The 23563-nt window shown below is 34.9% G+C and carries 24 protein-coding genes; 13 read left to right on the top strand and 11 right to left on the bottom strand.

The features are described from left to right. The first annotated feature begins 42 nt into the window (after window positions 1–42). The 7 genes from PL77_RS17435 (at window position 43) to PL77_RS17405 (ending at window position 8982) form a co-directional block, all read left to right on the top strand. Complete coding sequence (locus tag PL77_RS17435) at window positions 43–1848, top strand: SLC13 family permease (RefSeq protein ID WP_082026609.1); 1806 nt, start codon at window positions 43–45, stop codon at window positions 1846–1848. Between the two features lie 74 nt (window positions 1849–1922). Then, window positions 1923–2690, top strand: coding sequence for a sulfite exporter TauE/SafE family protein (locus PL77_RS17430; RefSeq protein WP_044208077.1), 768 nt, complete (start codon window positions 1923–1925; stop codon window positions 2688–2690). A gap of 278 nt (window positions 2691–2968) precedes the next feature. Beyond that, complete coding sequence (locus PL77_RS17425) at window positions 2969–4519, top strand: AAA family ATPase (protein WP_044208075.1); 1551 nt, start codon at window positions 2969–2971, stop codon at window positions 4517–4519. Beyond that, on the top strand, window positions 4509–5996 hold the full coding sequence (locus PL77_RS17420; RefSeq protein WP_044208074.1) for a VWA domain-containing protein: 1488 nt from the start codon (window positions 4509–4511) through the stop codon (window positions 5994–5996). The genes PL77_RS17425 and PL77_RS17420 overlap by 11 nt, the downstream gene beginning before the upstream one ends. A 186-nt stretch (window positions 5997–6182) precedes the next feature. After that, window positions 6183–6746 carry a glycoside hydrolase family 73 protein gene (locus tag PL77_RS17415; protein ID WP_172665890.1) on the top strand — a complete coding sequence of 188 codons (564 nt, stop codon included), beginning with the start codon at window positions 6183–6185 and terminating at the stop codon, window positions 6744–6746. Window positions 6747–6948: 202 nt separating this feature from the next. Next, window positions 6949–8508: a guanitoxin biosynthesis MBL fold metallo-hydrolase GntH gene (gntH, locus tag PL77_RS17410; RefSeq protein ID WP_052444516.1), complete on the top strand. Its 1560-nt coding sequence runs from the start codon at window positions 6949–6951 to the stop codon at window positions 8506–8508. A gap of 72 nt (window positions 8509–8580) precedes the next feature. Continuing rightward, entirely contained in the window at window positions 8581–8982 is a 402-nt protein-coding gene (locus PL77_RS17405; RefSeq protein ID WP_044208071.1) for a hypothetical protein, read from the top strand. Between the two features lie 80 nt (window positions 8983–9062). Here PL77_RS17405 and rnpA read toward each other — a convergent pair whose 3' ends face one another. The 8 genes from rnpA to PL77_RS17370 all read right to left on the bottom strand — a co-directional run bounded on the left by rnpA (window position 9063) and on the right by PL77_RS17370 (window position 13860). Next, window positions 9063–9485, bottom strand: a complete 423-nt coding sequence (gene rnpA / locus PL77_RS17400; protein WP_044208069.1) for a ribonuclease P protein component — start codon at window positions 9483–9485, stop codon at window positions 9063–9065. A 148-nt stretch (window positions 9486–9633) separates the two neighbouring features. Beyond that, complete coding sequence (locus tag PL77_RS32490; protein ID WP_256380344.1) at window positions 9634–9756, bottom strand: hypothetical protein; 123 nt, start codon at window positions 9754–9756, stop codon at window positions 9634–9636. A 49-nt stretch (window positions 9757–9805) separates the two neighbouring features. Then, entirely contained in the window at window positions 9806–9964 is a 159-nt protein-coding gene (gene rpmH / locus PL77_RS17395; protein ID WP_044208068.1) for a 50S ribosomal protein L34, read from the bottom strand. A gap of 622 nt (window positions 9965–10586) precedes the next feature. Further along, window positions 10587–11225: a LysE family translocator gene (locus tag PL77_RS17390; RefSeq protein ID WP_216595917.1), complete on the bottom strand. Its 639-nt coding sequence runs from the start codon at window positions 11223–11225 to the stop codon at window positions 10587–10589. 109 nt (window positions 11226–11334) lie between these two features. Continuing rightward, window positions 11335–11949 (bottom strand): deoxynucleoside kinase, encoded by a 615-nt coding sequence (locus PL77_RS17385; protein WP_044208066.1) that lies wholly within the window; start codon window positions 11947–11949, stop codon window positions 11335–11337. Between the two features lie 110 nt (window positions 11950–12059). Then, window positions 12060–12683: a deoxynucleoside kinase gene (locus PL77_RS17380; RefSeq protein WP_044208064.1), complete on the bottom strand. Its 624-nt coding sequence runs from the start codon at window positions 12681–12683 to the stop codon at window positions 12060–12062. A 43-nt stretch (window positions 12684–12726) separates the two neighbouring features. Next, window positions 12727–13272 (bottom strand): deoxynucleoside kinase, encoded by a 546-nt coding sequence (locus tag PL77_RS17375; RefSeq protein WP_371199240.1) that lies wholly within the window; start codon window positions 13270–13272, stop codon window positions 12727–12729. 309 nt (window positions 13273–13581) lie between these two features. Further along, on the bottom strand, window positions 13582–13860 hold the full coding sequence (locus tag PL77_RS17370) for a hypothetical protein (protein WP_044208062.1): 279 nt from the start codon (window positions 13858–13860) through the stop codon (window positions 13582–13584). A 421-nt stretch (window positions 13861–14281) separates the two neighbouring features. Here PL77_RS17370 and lpdA point away from each other — a divergent pair, with 421 nt between their 5' ends. From lpdA to PL77_RS17355, 3 genes are all read left to right on the top strand, one after another. Beyond that, window positions 14282–15688 carry a dihydrolipoyl dehydrogenase gene (lpdA, locus tag PL77_RS17365; RefSeq protein WP_044208162.1) on the top strand — a complete coding sequence of 469 codons (1407 nt, stop codon included), beginning with the start codon at window positions 14282–14284 and terminating at the stop codon, window positions 15686–15688. A gap of 353 nt (window positions 15689–16041) precedes the next feature. Beyond that, window positions 16042–16485, top strand: coding sequence for a hypothetical protein (locus tag PL77_RS17360; RefSeq protein WP_044208060.1), 444 nt, complete (start codon window positions 16042–16044; stop codon window positions 16483–16485). A gap of 88 nt (window positions 16486–16573) precedes the next feature. Next, entirely contained in the window at window positions 16574–18028 is a 1455-nt protein-coding gene (locus PL77_RS17355; RefSeq protein ID WP_044208058.1) for a hypothetical protein, read from the top strand. Between the two features lie 76 nt (window positions 18029–18104). On the opposite strand, the gene PL77_RS17350 is transcribed toward PL77_RS17355, so the two are convergent. Together PL77_RS17350 and PL77_RS17345 are read right to left on the bottom strand one after the other, a co-directional pair. After that, entirely contained in the window at window positions 18105–18617 is a 513-nt protein-coding gene (locus PL77_RS17350; protein ID WP_044208057.1) for a DUF2480 family protein, read from the bottom strand. A gap of 30 nt (window positions 18618–18647) precedes the next feature. After that, a complete protein-coding gene (locus PL77_RS17345) occupies window positions 18648–19601 on the bottom strand; it encodes a hypothetical protein (RefSeq protein WP_156152410.1) in 954 nt (317 codons plus the stop codon). A gap of 376 nt (window positions 19602–19977) precedes the next feature. Between PL77_RS17345 and PL77_RS17340 the strand changes: the two genes are divergently transcribed. From PL77_RS17340 to PL77_RS17330, 3 genes are all read left to right on the top strand, one after another. Then, window positions 19978–21171, top strand: coding sequence for a murein hydrolase activator EnvC (locus tag PL77_RS17340; RefSeq protein WP_044208054.1), 1194 nt, complete (start codon window positions 19978–19980; stop codon window positions 21169–21171). Between the two features lie 221 nt (window positions 21172–21392). Continuing rightward, the gene (locus PL77_RS17335; RefSeq protein ID WP_044208051.1) at window positions 21393–21884 is read left to right on the top strand and encodes a hypothetical protein; all 492 of its coding nucleotides are present in this window, start codon (window positions 21393–21395) and stop codon (window positions 21882–21884) included. 340 nt (window positions 21885–22224) lie between these two features. Next, window positions 22225–23121, top strand: a complete 897-nt coding sequence (locus PL77_RS17330) for a 3-hydroxyacyl-CoA dehydrogenase NAD-binding domain-containing protein (RefSeq protein ID WP_044208049.1) — start codon at window positions 22225–22227, stop codon at window positions 23119–23121. 95 nt (window positions 23122–23216) lie between these two features. Here PL77_RS17330 and gatC read toward each other — a convergent pair whose 3' ends face one another. Next, window positions 23217–23504, bottom strand: a complete 288-nt coding sequence (gene gatC / locus PL77_RS17325) for an Asp-tRNA(Asn)/Glu-tRNA(Gln) amidotransferase subunit GatC (RefSeq protein WP_044208046.1) — start codon at window positions 23502–23504, stop codon at window positions 23217–23219. Window positions 23505–23563: the final 59 nt, after the last annotated feature.

Here is a 23563-nt window from a genome sequence, read left to right as displayed (position 1 = left end):
TCTCTAAAAGTCTATATTGGTTATAACCTATAACCCAAATCTATGCCTAAGTTTCTACATCCCACCCTATACATAAGTCATTATTTACCCCATGAAGTAGAAAAATGGATTGTCTTAATCACGGTTTCTTTAGTTGTTGTAGGACTCTTGAAAGAACGTATTAAACCATCGTTACTTTTCTTTATGGGCGTCATAGTGCTTTTAGTTACTGGAATAATTTCTGCAAACGACATTCTGCACTCTATGAGTAACCCTTCAATAGCTACAATCATTGTGCTAGTTATTGTTACGACTAACCTTTATCATACCTTTAATTTAGAAGCTATTTTGGATAGAATGATAGGTAAATCAAAAAATCCAAAATTCTTTTTACTTAAAGTCATTTCATTTGCAGCTTTTCTATCTTCATTTACCAATAATACTCCCGTGGTGGCGGGTCTCACTCCATATGTTTACAATTGGTGTAAAAAAATGGGAGCACATCCTTCTAAACTATTAATACCTCTTTCTTTCAGTACCATTTTAGGAGGTATGATTACAATTATCGGAACGTCAACCAATTTAGTACTTAATGGTTTTATAGAAACGAACAACTTACCCCTTTTAGCCTATTCAGACTTTCTTTATTTGGGTATTTTAGTGACTTTTTTAGGAATACTCTATTTGGTTACGATTGGATATAACCTACTTCCAGAAAATAAAGAGGTTTTTGATGATGCAAAAGCCATTGCTCCTGAATACCTAATGGCACTTGAAGTACATAGGTCATCAAAAGTGATCGGTAAAACAGTAGCAAATTCAGAACTTAAAAAGTTTGAAGGTGCTTACTTAATTGAGGTGCACCGAAACGGAGAAGTCATCACACCAATTCCCGAAGATTATAATTTCAAATATAAAGATCAGTTGATGTTCATGGGACAAACTGAAAATATCATGAATATTGTCAACTCAGACCTTGGTTTAGATGTACCCAACCATGAGGATGATTCTGAAATTGTGGAAGCCGTAATTCCTGCCAACTCATTTTTAGATGGGAAATACATCAACAAGATCAATTTTAAAGAGAAATATGATGTTGAATTGATCGCTATTCATAGAAATGGACAAAAAGTAACAGGTGAATTAGAAAATATCAGTCTTCAGGCGGGGGATATGCTTCTGCTATCTGCCGGTGATACCTTCTTTTCTAACATGAAGTCGTATAAAGAATTTTACGTGTTATCCACTATTGAAAGTCAAAGACCTGTCGTTAAAGATCTCAACAAAGCCATCTACCTTGGTGTTTTAATGGCAATTGCTTTTTCAGTAGCTGCGGGTATTATTTCAATTCTTACGGGAGCAATTCTTGCATTTGCAGGTTTACTCGTGATTAAAGCCACCACTTTTAATGCAGTCAATAAAGAACTTGATTTAGACCTTATCATCCTACTAATGTCTGCCCTCACTCTAGGAGATGCCTTTATCTCATCTGGAGCATCTGAAATTGTCAGTAAAATGTTCATTACGATCTTTTTACCTTTTGGCGTTATTGGCGTTCTAATTGGGTTATTCTTAGTCACCGTTTTACTCACCTCATTTGTGACCAATGTTGCTGCCATTTCCATTGTTTTTCCAATTGCATACTCTGTCAGCGAAATGCTAATGCTACCAAGTACTCCATTCTTTGTGGCCATCGCTTTTGCTGCCTCTGCTGCATTTTTAACTCCCGTCAGTTACCAAACGAACTGGATAGTTTATGGTCCAGGTGGATATAAAACGAAAGATTTTATGAAAGTTGGCCTTCCATTGATGGGGATTTATTGTACTACCTGCATTATTTTCATAATACTCTACTATCAACTATATTAGAGCTTCAGTGGAGAGATTATTTTATGTGCGATTGACAAATCAACCTCTCCTTTTTATAGCCTATTTTTATTATAATGGACGAGCAGGTTTACAAATACATTTTTTGGTTTGTGGTATGTTGTTTTTCATCTGTCATTACATCAATCTCAGGTGGAGGCGGTATGCTATCATTACCTGCCTTAATTTACTTAGGTTTACCTGACGCATTTATTTTAGGGACAAACAAAGTTATCCTTACCACTGCCTCAATTACAGCAACCTTTAAATACCATCAGAAGGGTTTATTAAAAATCAACCGACAATTAATCATAGCTTGTTGTATTTCTTTGGTGATGGCTATTTTTGGTGCCAAGCTCAGTAAAATGATGAATGCTAAATTCATGCTTTACCTGCTGTTAGCCATTATCCTCTTTCTATTTCTACTCGAGTGGTATAACCGAAAACACCCCAAACCTGAAGGGAAGTATGATGAGAGTGTACCTTCTAAAGTAGTTTTTCCTACGGCATTCTTTATTGGTCTTTACAGTGGTTTTTTTGGCCCTGGAACAAGTGTCATCTGCTTTTTTATTCTTTCCTTCTTTAGTAATATACCCGTTATGGTCAATGTCGCCTTTTCAAAAAGCCTTGCCATGATTTCATCTACAGCTGCTTTATCTTTTTTCATGATAGAAGGATTAGTTTATTGGGATTTTGGATTAGTAGGTATTGTAGGTGCTTTTACAGGAAGTTGGATAGGAGCAGAACTCGTCATGAAAGTAGATCCCAAAAGGGTAAAAGCTTTTTTCAATGTTATTTTAATTCTGTTTCTAATTAAAACTTTATACGACTTAAGTCAGTATTAAAAGCACAAGGAAATGTTATGCTATCAGTTTTAACTAAATCCAATAAAACATTCTTCAAAAAACATTTTCTATAACAATTTTTAATTAAACAACACTTAAAAAGTAGTTTATATCATATTCTAGTACCCTTTCAATTTCTAAATTTCTCGCCATAAACAGTACAAGTCCCCTGATTTGTAGAAAAAAAACTATAAATTAAGAGGCCCTTTTAACGCACGCATAAATAACGCATGTCGTTTTTATCAGAATCGATTATATTTTATCTCATAGAATAACAGATGGACGAACTCTCGAAAGTAGCTTTTGATGTAAGAAAGCGCTCTAAGAAACTACTATCCTTATTGGGAGAAGATCTTCACGAAAAAGAAGATGTTCTGTCACTCGCCTTGTTGAGTGCAATTGCTGGCGAAAGTATTTTTATGCTAGGCCCTCCCGGTGTTGGTAAAAGTATGATTGCTCGTCGTTTGAAATATGCTTTTAAAGGAGGAGATTCCTTTGAGTATCTGATGAATAGATTCAGTACACCTGACGAAATCTTTGGTCCTATTTCCATTTCAAAGTTAAGTAAAGAAGATAAGTACGAACGTCTTACTGACAACTATCTTCCTGGCTCTTCAGTCGTATTCTTAGATGAAATTTGGAAAGCAGGTCCATCCATTCAAAATGCGTTATTGACTGTTTTGAATGAGAAAGTATTTAGAAATGGTGAGCAAGAAATTGAGGTAAAAGTACACGCATTACTTTCTGCATCCAATGAGTTGCCTGCCAAGGGCGAAGGACTGGAAGCGATATGGGACCGTTTTCTGGTTCGTGTATACGTGGATAGAATCATTGATGAGCAGAAATTCTTTGATATGATCACTTCTTCAAAACTAACGAATCCGGTAGTTAGAGAAGAATTGAAGTTTGATGAAACAGAGGTCGACAGCTGGAGTCCACTGATTGATTCAGTCAAAGTACCTTTGGAAGTATTGAGCGTGATTTCTATCGTCAGAAAATATATCGAAAGATTTAATCAATCTACGGGTACGGAAGTTGATAAAAACATTTATGTTTCTGACCGTAGATGGCACAAAATTGTTCGTCTGATCCGTACTTCTGCCTTTATGAATGGTAGAGAAAGAGTAGACCTTTCAGATTGTTTCTTGATTGCCAACTGTATCTGGCACTCACCGGACCAAATTGATATGGTGAGACAATGGGTAACAAGAGCCGTACAGAAATACGGTTGGAGTGCGAAATACAGTATGGAAACGGTTCGCTCCCAATTAGAAACTTTCACAAATGATGTAGAGGATCAAACGAAAGAGGAGAAAGAATTGTATATGGAAGCTCCTACAGTTGTAGATGGAGAATACCATATTATTGAAGGCTTCTCAAGTATGAATAATAGAATCCTTGCAGATGATTTTGCCATGATGGGCAGAGGCTCTTCAGAAGTGAACTTATATACCAATACAGGTAGAAGTGAGAGCTTTACCATCGGAAAAGTCTCAGATACAGAGATTGAAGTACGATTAGGTCACGACTATCATAAGTATAAATTGAAGTCTTCTAAAGAACATAGAATCGGTAAAGTTTCTAAGTCGATTACAGAAGATGTAAGAGAACAATTGAATAAAGAAGCGGATCTATTATTGAAATACCTTGATAAGATTTCACGTGAAATTGAAGAGGTAAGACATAGTAGAGAAGAAGGTGTAGGTAAGAATATTTTCCTTTCAGAAAACTGGAGATCATTGATTGACGAAAGTTTGAATGACTTATGGAAATTGGTCTTGAACTACAAACTACAAACCGAAAAATTAAAACGAAGCTATGGAGGCTAGAACATCCTTTGAGGAAATAGAAAAATTTAAAATGTTTTCTTCCCTGGGTGAATCTGAAGATCGTGAGATTTTAGCCACATACCTTTCAGAAATTGCCAAGGGTCATGAACCTGAGATTTTGAATTCTAATTTCTCAGATATGGCCCTTGGTTATAAAGATGTCATTGATGATATCCTTGACACTCCCGGTCTCAGGGAATCCATCCAAAGACATACCTCATTGCGTGAACATGTGATCAAAGAGATTGTCACGCATATAGAAGAAATTGCAGAAAGTTCTTCAGAAGTTCCACAAATCGAAAGACAGAAAAAGCGTTTGAGTTTACCTTTCGGAATGCGTTCTGGCAATGCAAAAGGAGACAAAGGGCATAATTCCAAAGGTGTGATGAACAAACTGATGGAAACGATGCGTAAAATCTTGAGTGGTAAAACACAAAAAAGACAAGATCAACTCCGTCAGAAGTTAAGCGACAACGCCAATAAGTTTGATAAATCACAACACTTGGTGAGCCAATTGATGGACCACCTTGGGCTTGGTTTTGAAAAAGCCAAAGGACAGTGGCAACATACGGGCTTTGAAGTTCTATCTCGTTATGACCGATTGTTGGAAGATGAGGAAATGCTCAAAGAATTGGTAGATCTGTTGGGACGATATGCCAGTGCAGAACTGGAGGAAGAAAGAGAACAATTACAGGAAATCACCATCAAACCTTTTAGAAGAACCTTCACTCATGGTAAAGAATCTTTGATAGGTGTACATGAAAGTGACGACCTTTCTCAAATCCTTCCTGCTGAAGCTGCTTTACTGGGTAATGAAGACACTGAACTGCTTTTCTATAAAAAGTTTGTGGAACATAAACTACAAACTTTTGAGCTGAAAGCAGAAGATCGTCCACCTCAAAAAGACGAAAGCAAAGAAACGCAGAAGGCTAGCACAAAAGAAGACGTCATGGGGCCGATGCTCTTGTGTATTGATACTAGTGCTTCTATGCTTGGTAAACCAGAACAGATTGCTAAGACGTTATGTTTTGCAGTCATGAAAATGGCCCTTGAGAACAAAAGGAAGTGCCTGCTTTTCTCTTTTGGTGCTACGGAAGATGAAATCAAAACCATCGACTTAAGCAACCTTCATAATGGATTAGAGCCATTGATTGAATTCTTATCGATGTCATTTAGTGCAGGAACGAATGCAGGTCCTGCTTTACAAGCCGCTATTGAATCTATGCAATCAGAAGATTACAGGAAAGCTGATTTGATGCTGATCACTGATGGTAAAATACCTCCTTTGGAAACACCGGTACTTCATAAACTAAGAAAAGCACAATCGAAAGACAGCCGATTCTTTGCGGTTACTTTTGGTCCTGAGAATGCTCCAGAACTCAAACCTTTTGATGTAGTTTGGAAATATAGAGCCAGTAGAAAAGATAGTTTACTAGAGTTTGCGAAGAAAATTAAGAAGTTCAGACGTAAAAAATAAGGAGCTTTACATCAATCATTTAACACAAAGCACGAGTGATTGAAATTGCAACTTAGAAATAATATTAAAAATTGTAATACTTTTGTAGTCTAGTGATTTCCCCTTATCACTAGACTTTTTTTATATCAATTACGTGAAGCATGTGGAGCAATGAACCACCTGCTTAAATTACTGCACCACAATTTTATGACTACATCTAAGAAGATGTTTTTGATGTTAGTTTTATGTTCGATTGTCCTTACTTCATTCACAAAAAATAGAGAACTAGATCAAAAACAATATAAATTAAACGAACAACCTCAAAAACTATATACTTACCATGAGTATGTAGTCTCTTATGGGTATTTAGCGGTTCAAACCATGAAAGAATTTAAGATCCCTGCTAGTGTTATCTTAGCACAGGCTATGCTTGAAACTTCTTTCGGTAACAGTACACTCTCTCAGAAATCCAATAATCACTTCGGAATTAAGTGTGGTGAAGATTGGAAAGGTCACCGTGTACAACACTCCGACGATAAATATCAAGAATGTTTCCGTGCTTATCCAACAGTAAAAACATCCTTTTGGGATTATGGCCATTTCATTACTTCAAGGCCTTGGTATCTTCATTTGTTTAAAATCAATATAAAAAACTATAGAAAGTGGGCAATAGGTTTACAAGAAGCCGGATATGCTACAGACCCCCAATACAGCCAAAAAATCATTGATTTAATAGAAAGATATCAGTTATATCAATTAGACGATATGTAATAACAAAGCTGTTAAAGAGATTAAATATTCGTTTAATATGAAACCTATTTAAAATTTAACCGTTTGGTTAACTATATCATTCGAAAAATAAATGATAAAACAGATTAGAAAAAAATACATTTCTAATATTCGATCTTCAGATCCTGAATTTAACCATTTGGTTAAAAGTTAAAATAATAATTTACTTTCTTATACTACAATCATGAAAAATAAATTCTTGCTACAACTAGTCATCTTAAGTATTAGCTTTATCCCATTTATCAATGCACAAGACGATCAAGGACCAAATCAATATAAAGGTGATTACAAAGGAACCGGTACTAAAGCTGCTGGTTATGTTAACAATAAAGAATCTGTTGTTACTGAAGATATCAATGATTTAAAAAATCAACAAGATGTTTTCCAAACAGATACTACTCAATTGAAAGTTGCTTTAACGGCTGGTCTTCCATTAGGAAGATGGAATGAAGGATTAATGTTTGATGGAATTGCACCAATGAGTCATATGGTATCCGCTGCCAATTGGTACCCCAACACAGAAGACTTATTAGAAGATGAAATCAGAATCATATTTATGGGATCTTCCCCAATGATTCGTCCCGGACAAGCCAACACTTCTATTTTAATACAGTTTGGGAATGGTAAAAACCTCGTTTTTGACATCGGAGAAGGCTCTGTAGCCAATTTTGTCGGAGCAGGTCTAGCATTAAATGAAATCAACGATATTTTCTTGACACACTTACACGTGGATCACTATGGTGCATTGCCTTATGTTTATATGTTTGGCGCTTGGAATGGTAGATGGAATGAGCCATTAAGAGTAACTGGACCTTCAGGGTCTGAACCAAAATACGGTACAGCCCACATGGTAGAAGGTATGAAAATGATGACCGAATGGCATAGAGATGCTTTTGATGTATTCCCTATTGGTAGAGGATGGGAAATTGAAGTCAACGAATTTGATTTTACTGATGATGGTGGTGTTGTATACGACAAAGATGGAATAAAAGTGATTCACTGGCAACAAGCACACTGTAAAGACGGTGCTTCAGCTTACAGAGTGGAATACAAAGGAATGTCTGTCGTTTTCTCTGGTGATGGTAGACCCAACAAATTAACCGCCAAATATGGTAAAGATGCAGATGTATTAATTACAGAGATGCAGGTAGAAGTTGTAGCGATATCATCTCAAGTTTACGGTGTTCCTGCTGTATTGACTAGATATACAATTGATACACACCATAACCCTGCTTATGCAGCCGGTAAATTATACAGCGATGCTAATCCTAGATTAGCCATGGCTACGCATACTACCGATGATTTATATGCTAACAATGAAATGGTAGCTGAGGTAAGAGAGCATTACAATGGACCTTTCCACTTTGGATTTGACGGTGTAGTTGTGAATGTAACGAAGGATAAGATTTGGGTTAGAGATGGTCAAATACCTGATTACCCAAACGCAACACCTCCACAAGCTGGATCTCAAGTTGCTGAAAATGGAGGTATGGTTGTACCAGTACCAAGAAAGAAAAGAGAGGACATGCAAAATCAGTATATCAGAGATATGCAGTACAAACCAGAAGAATACTATCCTGAAGGATACCAACCTGAGTTGACTTACGTATGGCCTTCAGACAAACCCATCTTTGTTCCTATAGAAAAAATTCCTTCTTCAATGAAGAGAAGAAGAACAGATTTCGATAAGGATGGAAATTTCATCAAGAATAGAGATTATAAACTTGATAACATAGAAGAATAAAAACAGCCTTACAACAATTTATTTATCCATCAGGTCAGCCTTATTTAAAGGCTGGCCACTAATCAAAAAATCATGAAAAAAATCGCTTTTACTTTCGCCTTTATCCTTTTCAATACCCTTTTATTCGCTCAAACCAAAGAACAAGCCATCATGGCACTAAGAACTGAAGAACACACAAAGGTTTCTATAGAAGAAAATACAGTCATTTTTAATGACCATCATGGAGCTTTAGAAAATATAGAGAGTTATGAATACCTCGCATTAGAATTGGCGGAAGGGTTATACCATCAAATGTCAGATCAAACGTTCACTCCTTATTTCAATGCCCTTTTTAGTGAGGGATATGTTTACCAAAATATTATTGACTGCAAAAACGGCATTACTCTCAACCTTAATGCAAGTCCTGAAGGAATCGGTGTAAAGATCACAAAGTATCCTGAAGGAGTAGTAGCAGATGAATATTATGAGTTTTGATAAATGAATATTAGGTAGTAGAAAATTAGTTTTTAAGCTGATGTATTATAAAAGACTTGGAAGATTTCCGAGTCTTTTTTTTATGCTTCACTATCTGTATACTGTTCCTTCAATCTATAAAGAACTGCCTTCATTTTCCTTTCAATAAAAGCATAGGGTTCTTTTTTCCTAGAAACATACACAAAAGCAATACTCTCCACTCTCGCATTAGGGTTTTCAGCCATAAGAATACTTTTATTCAAGCGGTAGCTCTCTCTTAGCTGTCTTTTGATCCTGTTGCGGTCAGTGGCATTTTTGAAGCCTCTCTTAGAGACTGAAAATAAAACTTGAGGGGGAACTGAAGCCTGTTCTATATCATCTGATAAAGTATAGTACACCTTGCAAGGAAACACAAATACAGATTTTCCTTTGGCAAACATTTTATCAATGCTGCTTTTACTTTTTAGATGTTCACACTTGGGGAAAGTGGCATTATCAAAAGTTGGTGTTGATGATGGCTTCATAAAATTTTGGATAAAAAAAAAGTGAAGGTTCGATGCAGTTGCTGCCGCCGAACCTTCAGCTTTTATTTCTTTGTGCGGGCTTCCGCGGGGTACTATCTGAGCACCCCGCAGAGACGCTTAGATAAAAGCTGCAAGACATTGGTGTCAATTATGCGTTAGCGGCAGCTTTTTGTTTTTTAGCAACAAGGCGCTCAGCTTTCTGAACTTGACCTTTGTTGTAATTCAATTTGTCTTGATTTTTCAAGATCTTTTTTGCGATACGAGTTTTCATCACAATAATTTTTTAGTGTTCTGAAACACACCCTACTTTAGGGTGCTATCTACGCCTTGTGTTTTCTAGAGTCAGAAACTGTAAGGCTTTTTCTTCCTTTTTTTCTTCTTGCTGCAAGAACGTTACGTCCGTTTGCTGAAAGCATACGTTGACGGAAACCATGCTTGTTTCTTCTCTTGCGGCTCGAAGGTTGAAATGTTCTTTTCATCGTACTATGTAAGATTAGAATTTTTCGGCTTGCAAAAGTAAGCATACTTCTGCTAAACTACAAGCCGAATTTAGCTGACTATCACTATATTTCCATGAATTACATTAAATTTTCAAAAGTATTAACAGCATTAACACTTAAATAGTACCTTAAAAGGTGTTGAAAATTGAGTTTTCAAACTATAAAAATGTAATGACTATCAGTGATATACCTTTCAAAATCAACCCTATAACAAGTATAGTATTCTCTGTAAAAATGGATACATCAGTAAAATTCGAATGCAAAGATACGGTTTTTATTAATCTTTCCCTCTTTATTCTCTAATAATTCACAGAAAGAAGAAATTATTCACAATTTAATCTCTCTCATTTACAGTATTCTATCACTTATCAACATCATTTTAATGTTATTTTTATATTTTCATACGTTTTTATACTCATTTTATTCACACACATGTTGATAAATCAAAGATTTTACACAAGAAAATCTTCAACTCCACAAGTTATTCACAAAATCCATTTCTAATTGAGATAGATTTTGAATAGAAAAAAGAAATCAACAGGATCTTTACCTTTTGATAAAAAAGATATTCACACCTATGAAAATGTAATTGATAATAAAATTATTTCTTAGAAAACGCCACCTTTAACCCCATCAGAATAAAAACAACACCTGCACCTTTATTCATCCATTTTTTGACAGTGCTATTTCCTTGAATTTTTGAAGAAAAGGTAGAAGCCAGAAAAGTCAATAATAAAAACCACAAAATGGCAATCCCAGCATATACAACTCCCAAAAGTAAGAAAGGCATTTTATCTTCTACAGCTGAAGGCGCTATAAACTGAGGAAAAAATGACAGAAAAAACAAAGCGACTTTAGGGTTGAACAAAGTCGTCATAATGCCACTTGTAAAATGTTTTCTCCTCTTCATCTCAACAGTAGACAACGCTACATTTTCATCCTCCTCCTCTTTGGCTAGAATGCTTTTAATACCTAAATAGATAAGATATGCTGCTCCCAAATACTTTACAATCATGAAAGCCATAGCAGACTGTGCTAATACCCATGAAAGCCCTACAGCAGCGAAGAAGGTATGAATGAAAACACCTACGTTAATTCCGAATGTAGAGAACACTCCTGCAATTTTACCTTGTGTGAGCGACTTATTGATAATAAACATGGTGTCAATACCTGGAGATGCTATAAAAAGAAATGCGGTAATGATAAATGCCTCAAAGTGCACGATTCCTGTGTTCATCATTTTGGTTATGTTATTAGTTAGCTGAAAGTTTGATTGATTAACTAAATATAAAAAAAGGCCTTGATTTTATAATTAAAACCAAAGCCTTCTTCAAAAATATTTTCTAGACCTACTTTTCTACGCTCAACATATTGTCAATCTTATCCACAATGCTGTAGAAATCTGCATTCTCTTCTACAAAATCATGCTCTGACATTTTGATTCTTAAAAGTGGTCCTTCATAAGCATCAATCCATTCGTTATAAAGCTTATTGAGATTACTCAAATACTCTTCCGGAATAGTTTGTTCATAGCTTCTACCTCTTTTTTGAATCTGAGTTTTCAAGCGATCCAAGTCAGTATCTAAATAGATTAATAGATCAGGCTTTGGCAACTGGGAGGATAGGGAGGAAAATAATTTCCAATACGATTCAAAATCCCTGTCGTCCATCTGGCCTGACACATGCAAATTTTTAGCAAAGATATGAGCGTTTTCATCAAAAGAACGATCTTGGATAATTGGCTTACCATAAGCATTAATATCCAACATCTGCTGAAAACTATTATCTAAAAATCTCACCTGAGCATGAAAAGCCCAACGCTTCATGTCTTGATAAAAATCTTCTAGATAAGGATTATCTGCAGTACTCTCAAACTCCGCTTTCCATCCAAAATGTTCTGAAAGCATTTTTGTTAGAGTAGTTTTCCCTGACCCAATATTCCCTGCTATCGCTACGTATTGCATATTTTTTTGATCCTAAATGGGGTAGTTTAATAGAATTGATTGATTTTTGGACAAACAAAAAGTGTCTGTTACTGAAATAACAAACACTTCTTATTTATTATCTCTTTAGATTAAACGCGTGCTTTTGCCGCTTGTAACTCCGCATCGATGTTGGCCACAATCTGATCAAAGTGGGCTTCGTTTTCTACAAAGTCTAAATCTTCCATCTCGATGACTAGTAATTTACCTTTGTCATAGTTGGAGATCCACTCCTCATAAAACTCATTCAAACCTGTCAAATAAGCTCTTGAGATACTTTGTTCGTACTCTCTACCACGCTTTCTAATGTGATCTAAAAGCTGTGGAACGCTTGTTCTTAAGTAAATCAAAAGGTCAGGAGCAGGTGCATGGTCCGCTACAGATGAAAATACATTTTGGAAGACCTCATTATCACGGTCGGAAAGATGTCCATCTTGATTTAGCTGACGAGCAAAAATATGAGCATCCTCATAGATCGATCTGTCTTGGATGATTGGAGTATGTGTCTTTGATACTTCCATCACTTGACGAAAACGGCTGTTCAAGAAATAGATTTGTAAAGGGAACGCCCATCTAGACATATCACCATAAAAATCTTCCAAGTAAGGATTGTCGTCCGCACTTTCATATCTTGGTTCCCAACCAAAGTGTTCAGCAAGTTTACCTGTTAAAGTTGTTTTGCCACTACCGATGTTTCCGGCTATCGCTATATACATACGATAAAAATATTTTCAGATTAAGATTAATAACAAAAGAGGATTAGACTGTAGCGCCTACATTTTTACGAATACGCATTGCAGATTCAATCGCAGATGCAATTCGCTCGAAATCATTAGGGTTATTGACAATATCTACATCATTGACATCTACCACTAATAAACCGCCTTTCTCATAATTGGAAATCCACTCCTCGTACAACTCGTTCAAGTTTAACAAGTACTCGTCAGGAATAGTTTTTTCATAATCTCTACCTCTCTTCTCAATGTTTGATTTTAATTTTTCAAGATCGGCTCTTAAATAAATCAACAAGTGTGGAGGTGTAGCTTTTGCTTCATATAATTTTGATAAAGCAGAATAGTTTTCAAAATCGCGTTGATGCATCATTCCAGAACGACGTAGGTTTTCAGTAAACACATACGTTCCTTCATATAAACTACGATCCTGAATTACCGGATTATCAACTGTAGCGTCTTGAACTTGTTCAAATCTATGGTTTAGGAAATAGGTCTGTAAGTGAAATGCCCACTTCTCCATGTCCTCATAAAAATCCTCTAAGTAAGGATTGTTGCTTGTACTTTCAAACAAAGCTCTCTATCCAAAACGTTCTGATAACAAACGTGTTAAAGTGGTTTTACCACATCCGATATTTCCGGCTATTGCAATATACATGAAAATTGATTCTGAAGTAATTGAAGTTTAACTTGCTAACTGATATTAGCGAAGTCCTGCAAATATATAGTTTTTATAATCGCTTCTTTACCTAAAAGTAGAGAAAGACTGTTAATAAGCTTTTGAACAATTATTAACGGCTGATTATCAATATAATATTAAGTAATAAGTTAACGATTATCTAGTATTTTGAGTTTGAACCTGTTGATTCTCTTTTAGTTATCATTACTTAAAAAGAACATATAAGAGTACGAATATCCCCACCATTACAGCAGCTCTAATCATGATGGGTTTTCTCTCCGTAGACCGGCTTCTTTCTCTCGAAAAAGAAATACTCCTTCTTACACCTTCGGCACTTTCTTCGTTTTTCTCCTCTGTTTTCCCGTATTTTTCATACAGTGCCTTTATCCTGGCATCTCTTTCTTCTTTTTCTGCATCATAGTAACGTGGCGTAAAGTCAAACGTTCTGTGTTGCAACAACTTAAAAAATGCTCCTCTTTTCATTCTTGTCTTTATTTATGGATAATTTACCACATTTTCGGCACCTTGACAAAAAAATCAGACAGTGCCATTAAACAAAAATACATAATCTTCTGCTTATTTAATTGATTGATTTTATTTTGTTTAGATAGAAATGTACTCTGTTTTATTTTTTTAATAAGATCTTGCCTTCCTAAAATTTTCTCATTCTTTCATTTTAAAGAACTATTGATGACATTTTGATAATATCGCCTGCTATTCCCTCTTGATTTTTAATAGAAACACAATAAAATTCCATCAATTATTTACCTGATTATACTTTAATATAAAAAGTGTACCCCTTATACGTTTTTATTTTATCCATGAACTTTTATTTTTGTGTGGGAATTTTTACGAAATTGCCGCTCAAACAGAAAACGAAAAATTATATTATAACATTTTAATTATGTCAGCAACAAAATTTGACCTGATCGTCATCGGTAGTGGACCCGGTGGATATGTGGCAGCAATCCGCGCTTCTCAACTAGGTAAGAAAGTAGCCGTAGTAGAGAAAGCAGAAGTAGGCGGTATCTGCTTGAACTGGGGATGTATCCCTACAAAAGCCCTTTTGAAAAGTGGTCAGGTATTCCAGTACATTAACCATGCAAAAGACTATGGTATTAATGTAGCAGGTGAAGCTGAAGCTGATTTCTCAGCAATGGTACAAAGAAGCCGTGGCGTAGCCGCTGGTATGAGTAAAGGTGTTGAGTTCTTGATCAAGAAAAACAAAATTGAAAAACTTTTAGGTTTCGGTAAATTAGTGGGACCTAAACAAGTTGAAGTAACTGACGCTGATGGTAACGCTATAGTTTATGACGCTGAAAGCATCATCCTTGCTACTGGTGGTAGAGCGAAAGAACTTCCTCATATCAAAATTGATGGCGAGAAAGTAATCGGGTACCGTCAAGCTATGACTTTACCTGAGCAACCTAAGAAAATGGTTGTAATGGGTTCTGGTGCTATCGGTGTTGAGTTTGCTTATTTCTATAACTCAATCGGTACTGAAGTAACTGTAGTTGAATACTTACCTCGTATCGTACCTAACGAAGATGCTGACGTTTCTAAAGAATTAGAGCGTAACTTCAAAAAACAAGGTATCAACGTAATGACTAACGCTGCTGTTCAAACTGTGGACACTTCTGGCGATGGTTGTGTAGTTAAAATCACTGACAACAAAAAAGGTAAAGAAACTACTATCGAGTGTGATGTAGTGCTTTCTGCTGTTGGTGTAGAGACGAACCTTGAAGGTATCGGTTTAGAAGAAGTTGGTGTTGCTCATGACAAGGGTAAAGTTTTAGTAAACGATTACTACCAAACAAATATCCCTTCTGTATATGCAATTGGTGACATCGTGAAAGGACCTGCTTTAGCGCACGTTGCTTCTCACGAAGGTATTATCTGTGTTGAGAAAATCGCAGGTTTAACTCCAGAGCCAATGAACTACGGTAACATCCCAGGTTGTACTTACACTGTTCCTGAAGTAGCATCAGTAGGTATGACTGAAGAGCAAGCGAAAGAAGCTGGTTATGAAATCAAAGTGGGTAAATTCCCATTCTCTGCGTCAGGTAAAGCATCTGCAGCAGGTCATAAAGAAGGTTTCGTTAAAGTAATCTTTGATGCGAAATATGGTGAGTGGTTAGGTTGCCATATGATCGGTTCAAACGTTACTGAAATGATTGCTGAAGCGGTTGTAGCTCGTAAATTAGAAGTAACTGGTCACGAAATCATCACTGCGGTTCACCCTCACCCAACATTATCGGAAGCGGTAATGGAGGCTGCTGCCTTAGCGTATGATGAGTGTATCCACTTATAAGATATAGATTGATCTTGTAAAAGGTCAATTTCTAAAAGCCATCAAGGACGAAAGTTTTTGGTGGCTTTTTTAATTAACTTCTAATCAAAATAAGTTATTAAAAAATGACATATTTTTAATGGAAATTACATCCTACAGATGTACTCTTTTTCTATTTCTAAAAATTAAAAAGAGACTCTTTTTATTAAAAAATTCTCATTACTAGTCAAGTAAATTGATTTATCTGAATAATAATTTGGAGTAAAAAAAGAATTATAAAGCATTTTCTTACATAAAATGTAGCTTTGCCACGTGAACTATTTAAGGGTAAAAGCCATTTACAAAAACATACCCTTTATAATTAAAACTGTATCATGAAAACAATTTTACTATCAATTATCTTGACTTTCGTTTCTTTATTGAATGTTTATTCACAAAATAATATCACCCAAGAAGCTTTCGATGTTTACTGGAATTCTTTAAGTGAGGATAACAACGTTTATTCTCAACAAAAAATTGAACAAGAAAAACAAGAAATTCAAAAAATAAGAAAACTTATTCAGGAAAGTGTACGACAGGAATTGCAAGAAGTTCGAGAACTTAGTAGTGACCTTATCACTAATTTTGCTGTGATTGAGGACCTCTTTTATCAAGAGTTTCAAAAATTAGGGCTTTCTTATACGCATTATGCAAACAGTAGTAAGAAGAGTTACATAGCCTTAGAAAGCTGGGTAGACATTCATACTAATCAGATTCTTAAATACAAATTATCACACGCTGAGAAGGAAATTAGTAATTTTTATGATAGAAATCATTAGAATAAAAGTGTAGATAGAGATTCTTCACCTTTTTTATCATTCGCCTGTGAAATATCTTTGCACGAATGTTTATGAACTCTATCTTAAAATGAAAAGAATTTTATCCACGCTATTGTTAACTTTTGTCTCATTATCAATTTTTGCTCAATCAGAACAAGAGAAAAACAATGATCCTGTCGAGGAAAAGACACCTTATGAAAAATCTGTAGATGTTTTCAAAAGAGGCTTACGATTGGATCTTAATAAAGAGAAGACCTCTTATTTCAAAACAATAATAGGTATTCAAGCATGGTGGAGAGCGGGTGAAACAAACCCAGGTACTACGAATGCATTAACTGGAGAGCCAATCTCTAATTATAGTGATTTTTCGATGCGTCGTATTCGTACGATGTTCTATGCTAATATTGAAAATAAGTATTTACTTTTTGCTCATATCGGTGCAACGAGTAATGCTACCAATTCTAATATCAACAATAACGTTTATGTCCATGACTTTCAAGGACAAATAAAAATTGCTGATCAAAACTACATTGGTGCTGGTATTCACTTCTGGCAAGGCTTAGCCCGTCTTTCTCGTGTGGGATCAAACAACTATCTAACTGTCGATCACCCTTACTTCAACTATCCTGAGGTAAACCGTACTGATGCTATTGTAAGACAAATGGGTGTTTTTGCAAGAGGTAATGTTTTAGGTAAATTGGGTTATCAGGTATCGGTCAACCAACCGATCATCTCTACTGTTGCTGGCGATCCTACTGTTGGAGGTAGACCAATGTCTAAAAGTGAAATGTTAGAATTTGCTGAAAATGGTCATCCTGGAGCAACCGTAGGTAGCACCTATCTATTAAAGCAAACAAACTATAACTACAATGGTTATTTCTTCTGGCAATTCTGGGATGTAGAAGCTCAATCTGTTTCAGGAGCAAGTCAAATGAACTACTTCGGACAAAAAAGAGTATTCAACATTGGTGCTGGTTTCCAATATCAACCTGGAGGAACTGGTACTTATAAGGAAGATATAAATGGGGACATGTACATTCAAGAAAATGACATTAAGAAGTTTGCCGTGGATGTATTTTTAAGTACTCCATTAGGGAATAATGGCGGTGGATTTACAGGATATGCAGTTTATTATAACTACCAATACGGAAATGATTACTTGAGAACTTTACATGTTATGGGTGGTTTTGCAGGAACAGATCCTAATGCTCCATCTTCACCACAAGGACCTGGTTTTTCTCAATATTCTCATGGTACTGGGCATATCTTCCATACAGAGTTAGGCTATACATTGCCTAAAACTATTTATAATTCAGAGAAGAAACTCCAGCCTTATGTTTCTGTTTCCTATAAAAACCTTGAAGGCTTAGATGAGACTTCTTTCCAAAGTGATTTTGGTGTTAACTGGGCTATCATTGGTCAAAATGTCAAACTTACAGCAGCTTACCAACTTCGTCCAGTGTATATGATTAATGACCTAGGAAAGAACGTTGTTGATCATCATGCAGGATTGTTCGTGACACAATTACAATTACGTATTTGATTCGTTTTAAGCAATTATAAAAGAGGAGTGAAAAATGTTGGGAAAACTCAGCATTCTTCACTCCTCTCTTTTTACCTTATTTTTTTCTTGGCTTCTTGTAAATTGGTACTGTACTACAAGGCTCACCATACATGATTGTTTTCGCTATAGGGCGAAGTTTTTCTGTAATATCCACATAAGCGGTAACAGGTACATCTTCTTTACTACACCCTTTTACAACAACAGGTTTATCAATAAATTGATCAGTATCTAATTCTGCTATTGCTTTCTCAAATAATTTTTCTTCCAATCGAGATAAATCTCCGAAAACAATTGTTGAAGCATATTTTTCCAACCTTGTGGTTAAAAGCATATAAGCCCAAGTAGGAATTACAACATCCTCCGAACATGTTACCGCCACATGCTTATCTTGATATTGAGACCAATCATGTTCCTTGATAAACGCTCGAAAGTCTTTTTCCTTTAAGATCAAACCTTGAAAAAGTTGTTCTTTTATATCAATTAGCACGCGCTCTCCTTCTGCTCGAATATCTTCCAAGTCAAAAGAAATCAGTGCACTCTGTGCTACTCTGTTTACTATTTCATCCATAAATACAAAGTTCTATAGTTTCGATTAAGTCTACAAATTTGCTGAGAGATCTTTCTCATAGAAATCACAGACAGATGCTTCGCCTTTAAAATAAAATTTAAACTTACTCAGACCTTCATTAAGAAATTTACCCTCATTTTCGGAGGAATGCCCAAAATCAACATAAGGTCTTTGATTATCATTTATAACTGACAAGAAAACTGCATCTAATACTTTAAACTCTCTTCCTTTCAAAGAGTTTACAGAATATTGAATTTTACAAACATAAGGAGTTAAAAATAATAAGGCTCCACCCAACATTTCTCCATCCTTAAAACCTCCTACTAATTTAATGTTATCAGGAAAAAGTCGTATCAATAATTGGAGTTCTTCTAAGGAATGGGTTGGATTTACATTATGCCTATCCTTTAAGTTCTGATTTAAAAGATTCCAGAAAGCAGTAATATCCTCTGATGGTAAAACTTCAATTTGATTTTGAAGGGCAATTGTATTGTTTTTACGTCTTGACCTATCTGAAATCAAAGAGGAATCCTTTTTTACGATTGTACTAAAATCTCTTCTCACCAACTTCCAATTATTCATATACAAAGCATAAAGGTCTTCTTCCCCCTGCTCCGATTTATAGATATAAGGCATCACTTTGTAGGTCATCTTATGAACACCTAAGTTGGCGTAATAGGTTTCAATTAACGCTAAGATCTTTATTATCTTCTGAACAAAAGTTCTTCTTTTATATAACAATCCACCAAAAGTAAGCCCAGCATGAGATGAAACTACTCCGTTTGCCGATGAAGAAGGAAAAAGAGCCACAATATTTTCATTTTTGTCCTCCACAATAAGACTTGCATCCGTAAAACGATCTTTATGGTACTCCATATAGGACCTATGGAAGAAAAAGTGTGGTTGCATACATTCATCAACAAAATTATCCCATTGCTTATGGTCTGATGCAATGTATTTCCTGATTCTAAAATCCTGTTTCAATTGTGAATTATTAATAGAGGTACGATTTTTTATGTATAAGTAAGTACTAAGTACAAATTCAAAATTATCTAATACTAATTCTATTTATTGTTTTGCGATTACTTCCTTCAAAAAACTTTCAATAGAACCACTATTAATACGTTTTTTAGCGTTGTACTCACAAAAAATAAATTAGAATTAACTATGATTTATTTTTGACTTAGTACTTAAGTTCAAAATTATTTTATGTAAACTATTTTTGACTTAGTACTTAAAATATTATTTTCAATAAAGATAATAAGTAACCAAACAAAAATAACTTGATCAATTTATTGGTAATTGATGGGGTAAATATTACTTATGGGTTCACTTTTTAGTTCTGCATATAAATCAATTAATGAAAAAAATAGCTTTTATATTTTTAATCACATTTATTACCCATTCCCTTTTTGCTCAAAAGGACATTAAATTAGCAAAAGACAAAATTGCAAAAACTAAGGCTATTTTAGATGATACCCAATATAAAAAAGAGGCTTCATTAAGTGAACTCAATGATATTGAAGCTCAGATTGAAGGACGTGAACATTATCTTCGTCAAATTCAAAATAGAATCACCGAAGCTCAAAATGAGGAGAAAGAGGCCATCATTGTCGCTGATTCTCTACAAAGAAAAATTGAGTTATTAAAAGAGGAATATGCTGAACTCGTATACGCTGCTTATAAAACAGGAGGTGATTTCCAGCAATTGGCTTATATTTTCTCGAGCGAAAACTTTACTCAGTTTGTACGTAGAGCCAATTACCTTGAACATTATAAGGACGTCAGAAAAAAACAGATCTTAGAAATTGAAAGATCTCAAGAACTCCTGCTTCATAAGAAAGAAGAAATCAAAGCTAGAAATAAGGAGTCCTTTGCTTTACTCGAAGAAGAAAAGGTACAATTGGCTCAATTGAAATCATTAAAAGAAAGACAAACTAAAGTAGTCCGCAATCTAAAACTCAAGGAAAGAGAATTAATAGCACAACTTGAAAAAGAGAGAAAAGCCCTAGCCGAACTTCAGAAGCAAATGCTAGTATTGACTTCTAATGTCTCTAAAGAAGGAAATGTTTTCGAAAATGAAATTGAAATTACCGATAAAACGGAAAATAAAATCAATAATAAGAATGTAACGACCACAAGTTTTCAGGAAACCAAAGGAAGTCTCAAATGGCCCGTAGAAGGAGGCATGATCACCAACCACTTTGGAGTACGCCCTCATCCCATCCTATCGGGTGTTAACATCGAAAACCATGGAATAGACCTTCGAGTAAAACCAAATGCTGTCGTTAAAAGTGTTTTCAGTGGAGAGGTAACTGCTGTAACCAAAGTTCCCAACCTTCAAAATGTAGTAATGTTGAGGCACGATAACTTTTTTACTGTTTACTCTAAATTGAATAAAGTAAATGTAAAAGTGGGTGATATCGTTTCTATTAATTCTAAGCTAGGAAATGCAGGTCAAAATGCAGATGGAACCTATGAGATTCAATTTCAAATATGGAATATGGATGGAGAAAAATTAGATCCAGAGGAATGGTTGAGTAAAAAAGAATAGAAAATAAATACACTAAAAAGTAAATCTACTCGGATAGAATACCGCTTGATCTTTGAATAGTGAAACTCTACAAATAAAGGTGTATTAGAATACACTATAATTTATTTTTTAGCATTCTTTTTTAGATATTTATTTACGCATTTACCTTTATTAATACTCATTTAAGAACTCAGCTCATTTTCTAACGTTGATAAAACTTGAATATAAGATAACAAGATATTATGAAAAAACTTATTGGTACTATACTCGCTCTTTTTGTATGCTTAAACTTGTTCGCTCAAAATCCTTCATTAACAAGTAAAGTTCAAGGTCAAAATATGGACTTTGAAACCATTAAAACCTTAATCAAAGCTGAGAAAAGAGGAGTTCTTAAAGAGAATATGAACTTATCAGAAGCTGAAGCTGACAAATTTTGGCCTGTTTATGATAAATATGAATATGAGCAAAGTCAATTATTAAATGAACAGTATGCACTATTAAAAGAATATGCAGAAAGTTTTGAAACTTTGGATGAGAAGAGAACTGAAGAGTTGATGAATACCAGCTTCAAACTTAATAAAAAGGAAATTGCTTTGAACCAAAAGTATTTTAAAGCAATGAAAAAAGTGGTATCTACACAGACAGCGGCCCGTTTTGTTCAAATCATGGGACAACTCAATACTGTCATTGACTTAAGCATGACACAAGAGCTACCTTTAGTCAATAATTTATAGATAATTTCCGTTGCTAAAACAACGTAATACATTAATCAAAAAAAGTCATTCCATATTGAAAGGGAATGACTTTTTTTTGTGTACTTGCTAACTGTAAGTCTTCTACCCTAAAACTTCCATTCTTTTTTAGCTATGTTTTCTATTTTTGATTTCCCAAGAGATAAAATTTTCTTTTCAGCTGCCTTATTTTATCCTTTAAAATTTATTTATATTTGATTAAATTAAGATCAAATTCGCTTCCGTACTCCTTACAAAAAGAGGGAAAGTGAAAGCTATTATTTATACTCTGAGTTATGGAAGTATATTTAATACCAATTAAGCTGTAACTTCGTTTTATTCTATGCTTTTAAAATCAATCACTATCGCAGGTGCTGATACTTTGGGTTCAGAAATTTCATGGTACATTGCCTTTAATGGCTACCGTGTAAAATTATACGACACCTCTGATATTGGTTTAGAAATTGGTAAGGTGCTTCATGAAAAGTTCGCTGCCTCATTTTTGGAGAAATTTACCAACAGCAAAGATCAAGTTGATTCCGCTTTAAAAAATATTCATTACACCAGTGATCTAGAAGAAGCCTGTCAAGAATGTGATTTGTTTATAGAATCTATTCCTGAGAAAATGGAAGCAAAAATCGAGTTCTATAAAACCATCTCCCAGTTCATCTCCCCAACTACAATTGTTGCTTCAAATAGTGATTCGTTTATTCCAAGTGATTTCGCACCACATTTCAAGTATCCACAGCAATTTGTAGGTGCTCATTTTACAAATCTGATTTGGGAAAATAGGCTTGTAGAAATAATGGGTCACCCAGACACTGATATTTTGATAATTGAATCATTAATTCACTTCATCAAAAATTTAAACATTCTCCCTATTGTATTACAAAAAGAAAACAGTGGATACCTTTTAAACTCACTTCTTATTCCAATGCTTTCTACTGCATTAACTATGCTTCGGAAAGGAATTGCCTCTTTTGAGGACATCGATAAATCGTGGATGGCTATTGGAAATAAATATGGACCTTTTATCATAATAGATGCAGTTGGCTTAGATACAGTCTATAACATTGAGAAATATTGGGGAGAAAAGGACAATGATCATCAACGTACCTCCAACGCAGAGTTTGTGCAAAACGAATATATAAAAAAGGGAAAGCTGGGAATGATTTCAGGAGAGGGTTTCTACAAATATCCTAATCCTCTGTTTAGTAGAGATTCTTTCTTAAAAATATGAAGTCCGTTTCGAGCTTTATACAATAAAAAAACTTCTCAAGTTTCACACTTCAGAAGTTTTATTTTTGTTTGTACTAATTACATTCCTGTCGACTATTAATCTAATACCTTAGGCACTCTGAAAAAATCTGCATCCTTTTTCGGTGCATTTTTCAGTGCATCATCATGACTAAGTGTATATTTAGCTTCGTCTTCTCTCCAAACACTTTGTTCTTGTGTCATATGAGTTAGAGGTGCTACACCTTCCGTATCCACCTCTTCCAATTTTGCTACCCACTCCACAATTTCATTCATGCTTTTCAGCATTTTCTCCTCACTTTTCTCATCCATCTCCAGGCGAGCCAAATGAGCAATTTTTTCTATAGCTTCTTTATCAATAATCATAAAATAAATAGCTTAATTTTTCACTCTAAAACACTAAGTACGTCATTTTTTAATAATTC

It is taken from the genome of Flammeovirga sp. OC4 (assembly GCF_000812565.1).
GTDB lineage: Bacteria > Bacteroidota > Bacteroidia > Cytophagales > Flammeovirgaceae > Flammeovirga.
The sequence above is the reverse complement of the archived record's forward strand: the minus strand, read 5'-3'. Positions and strand labels throughout refer to the sequence as shown.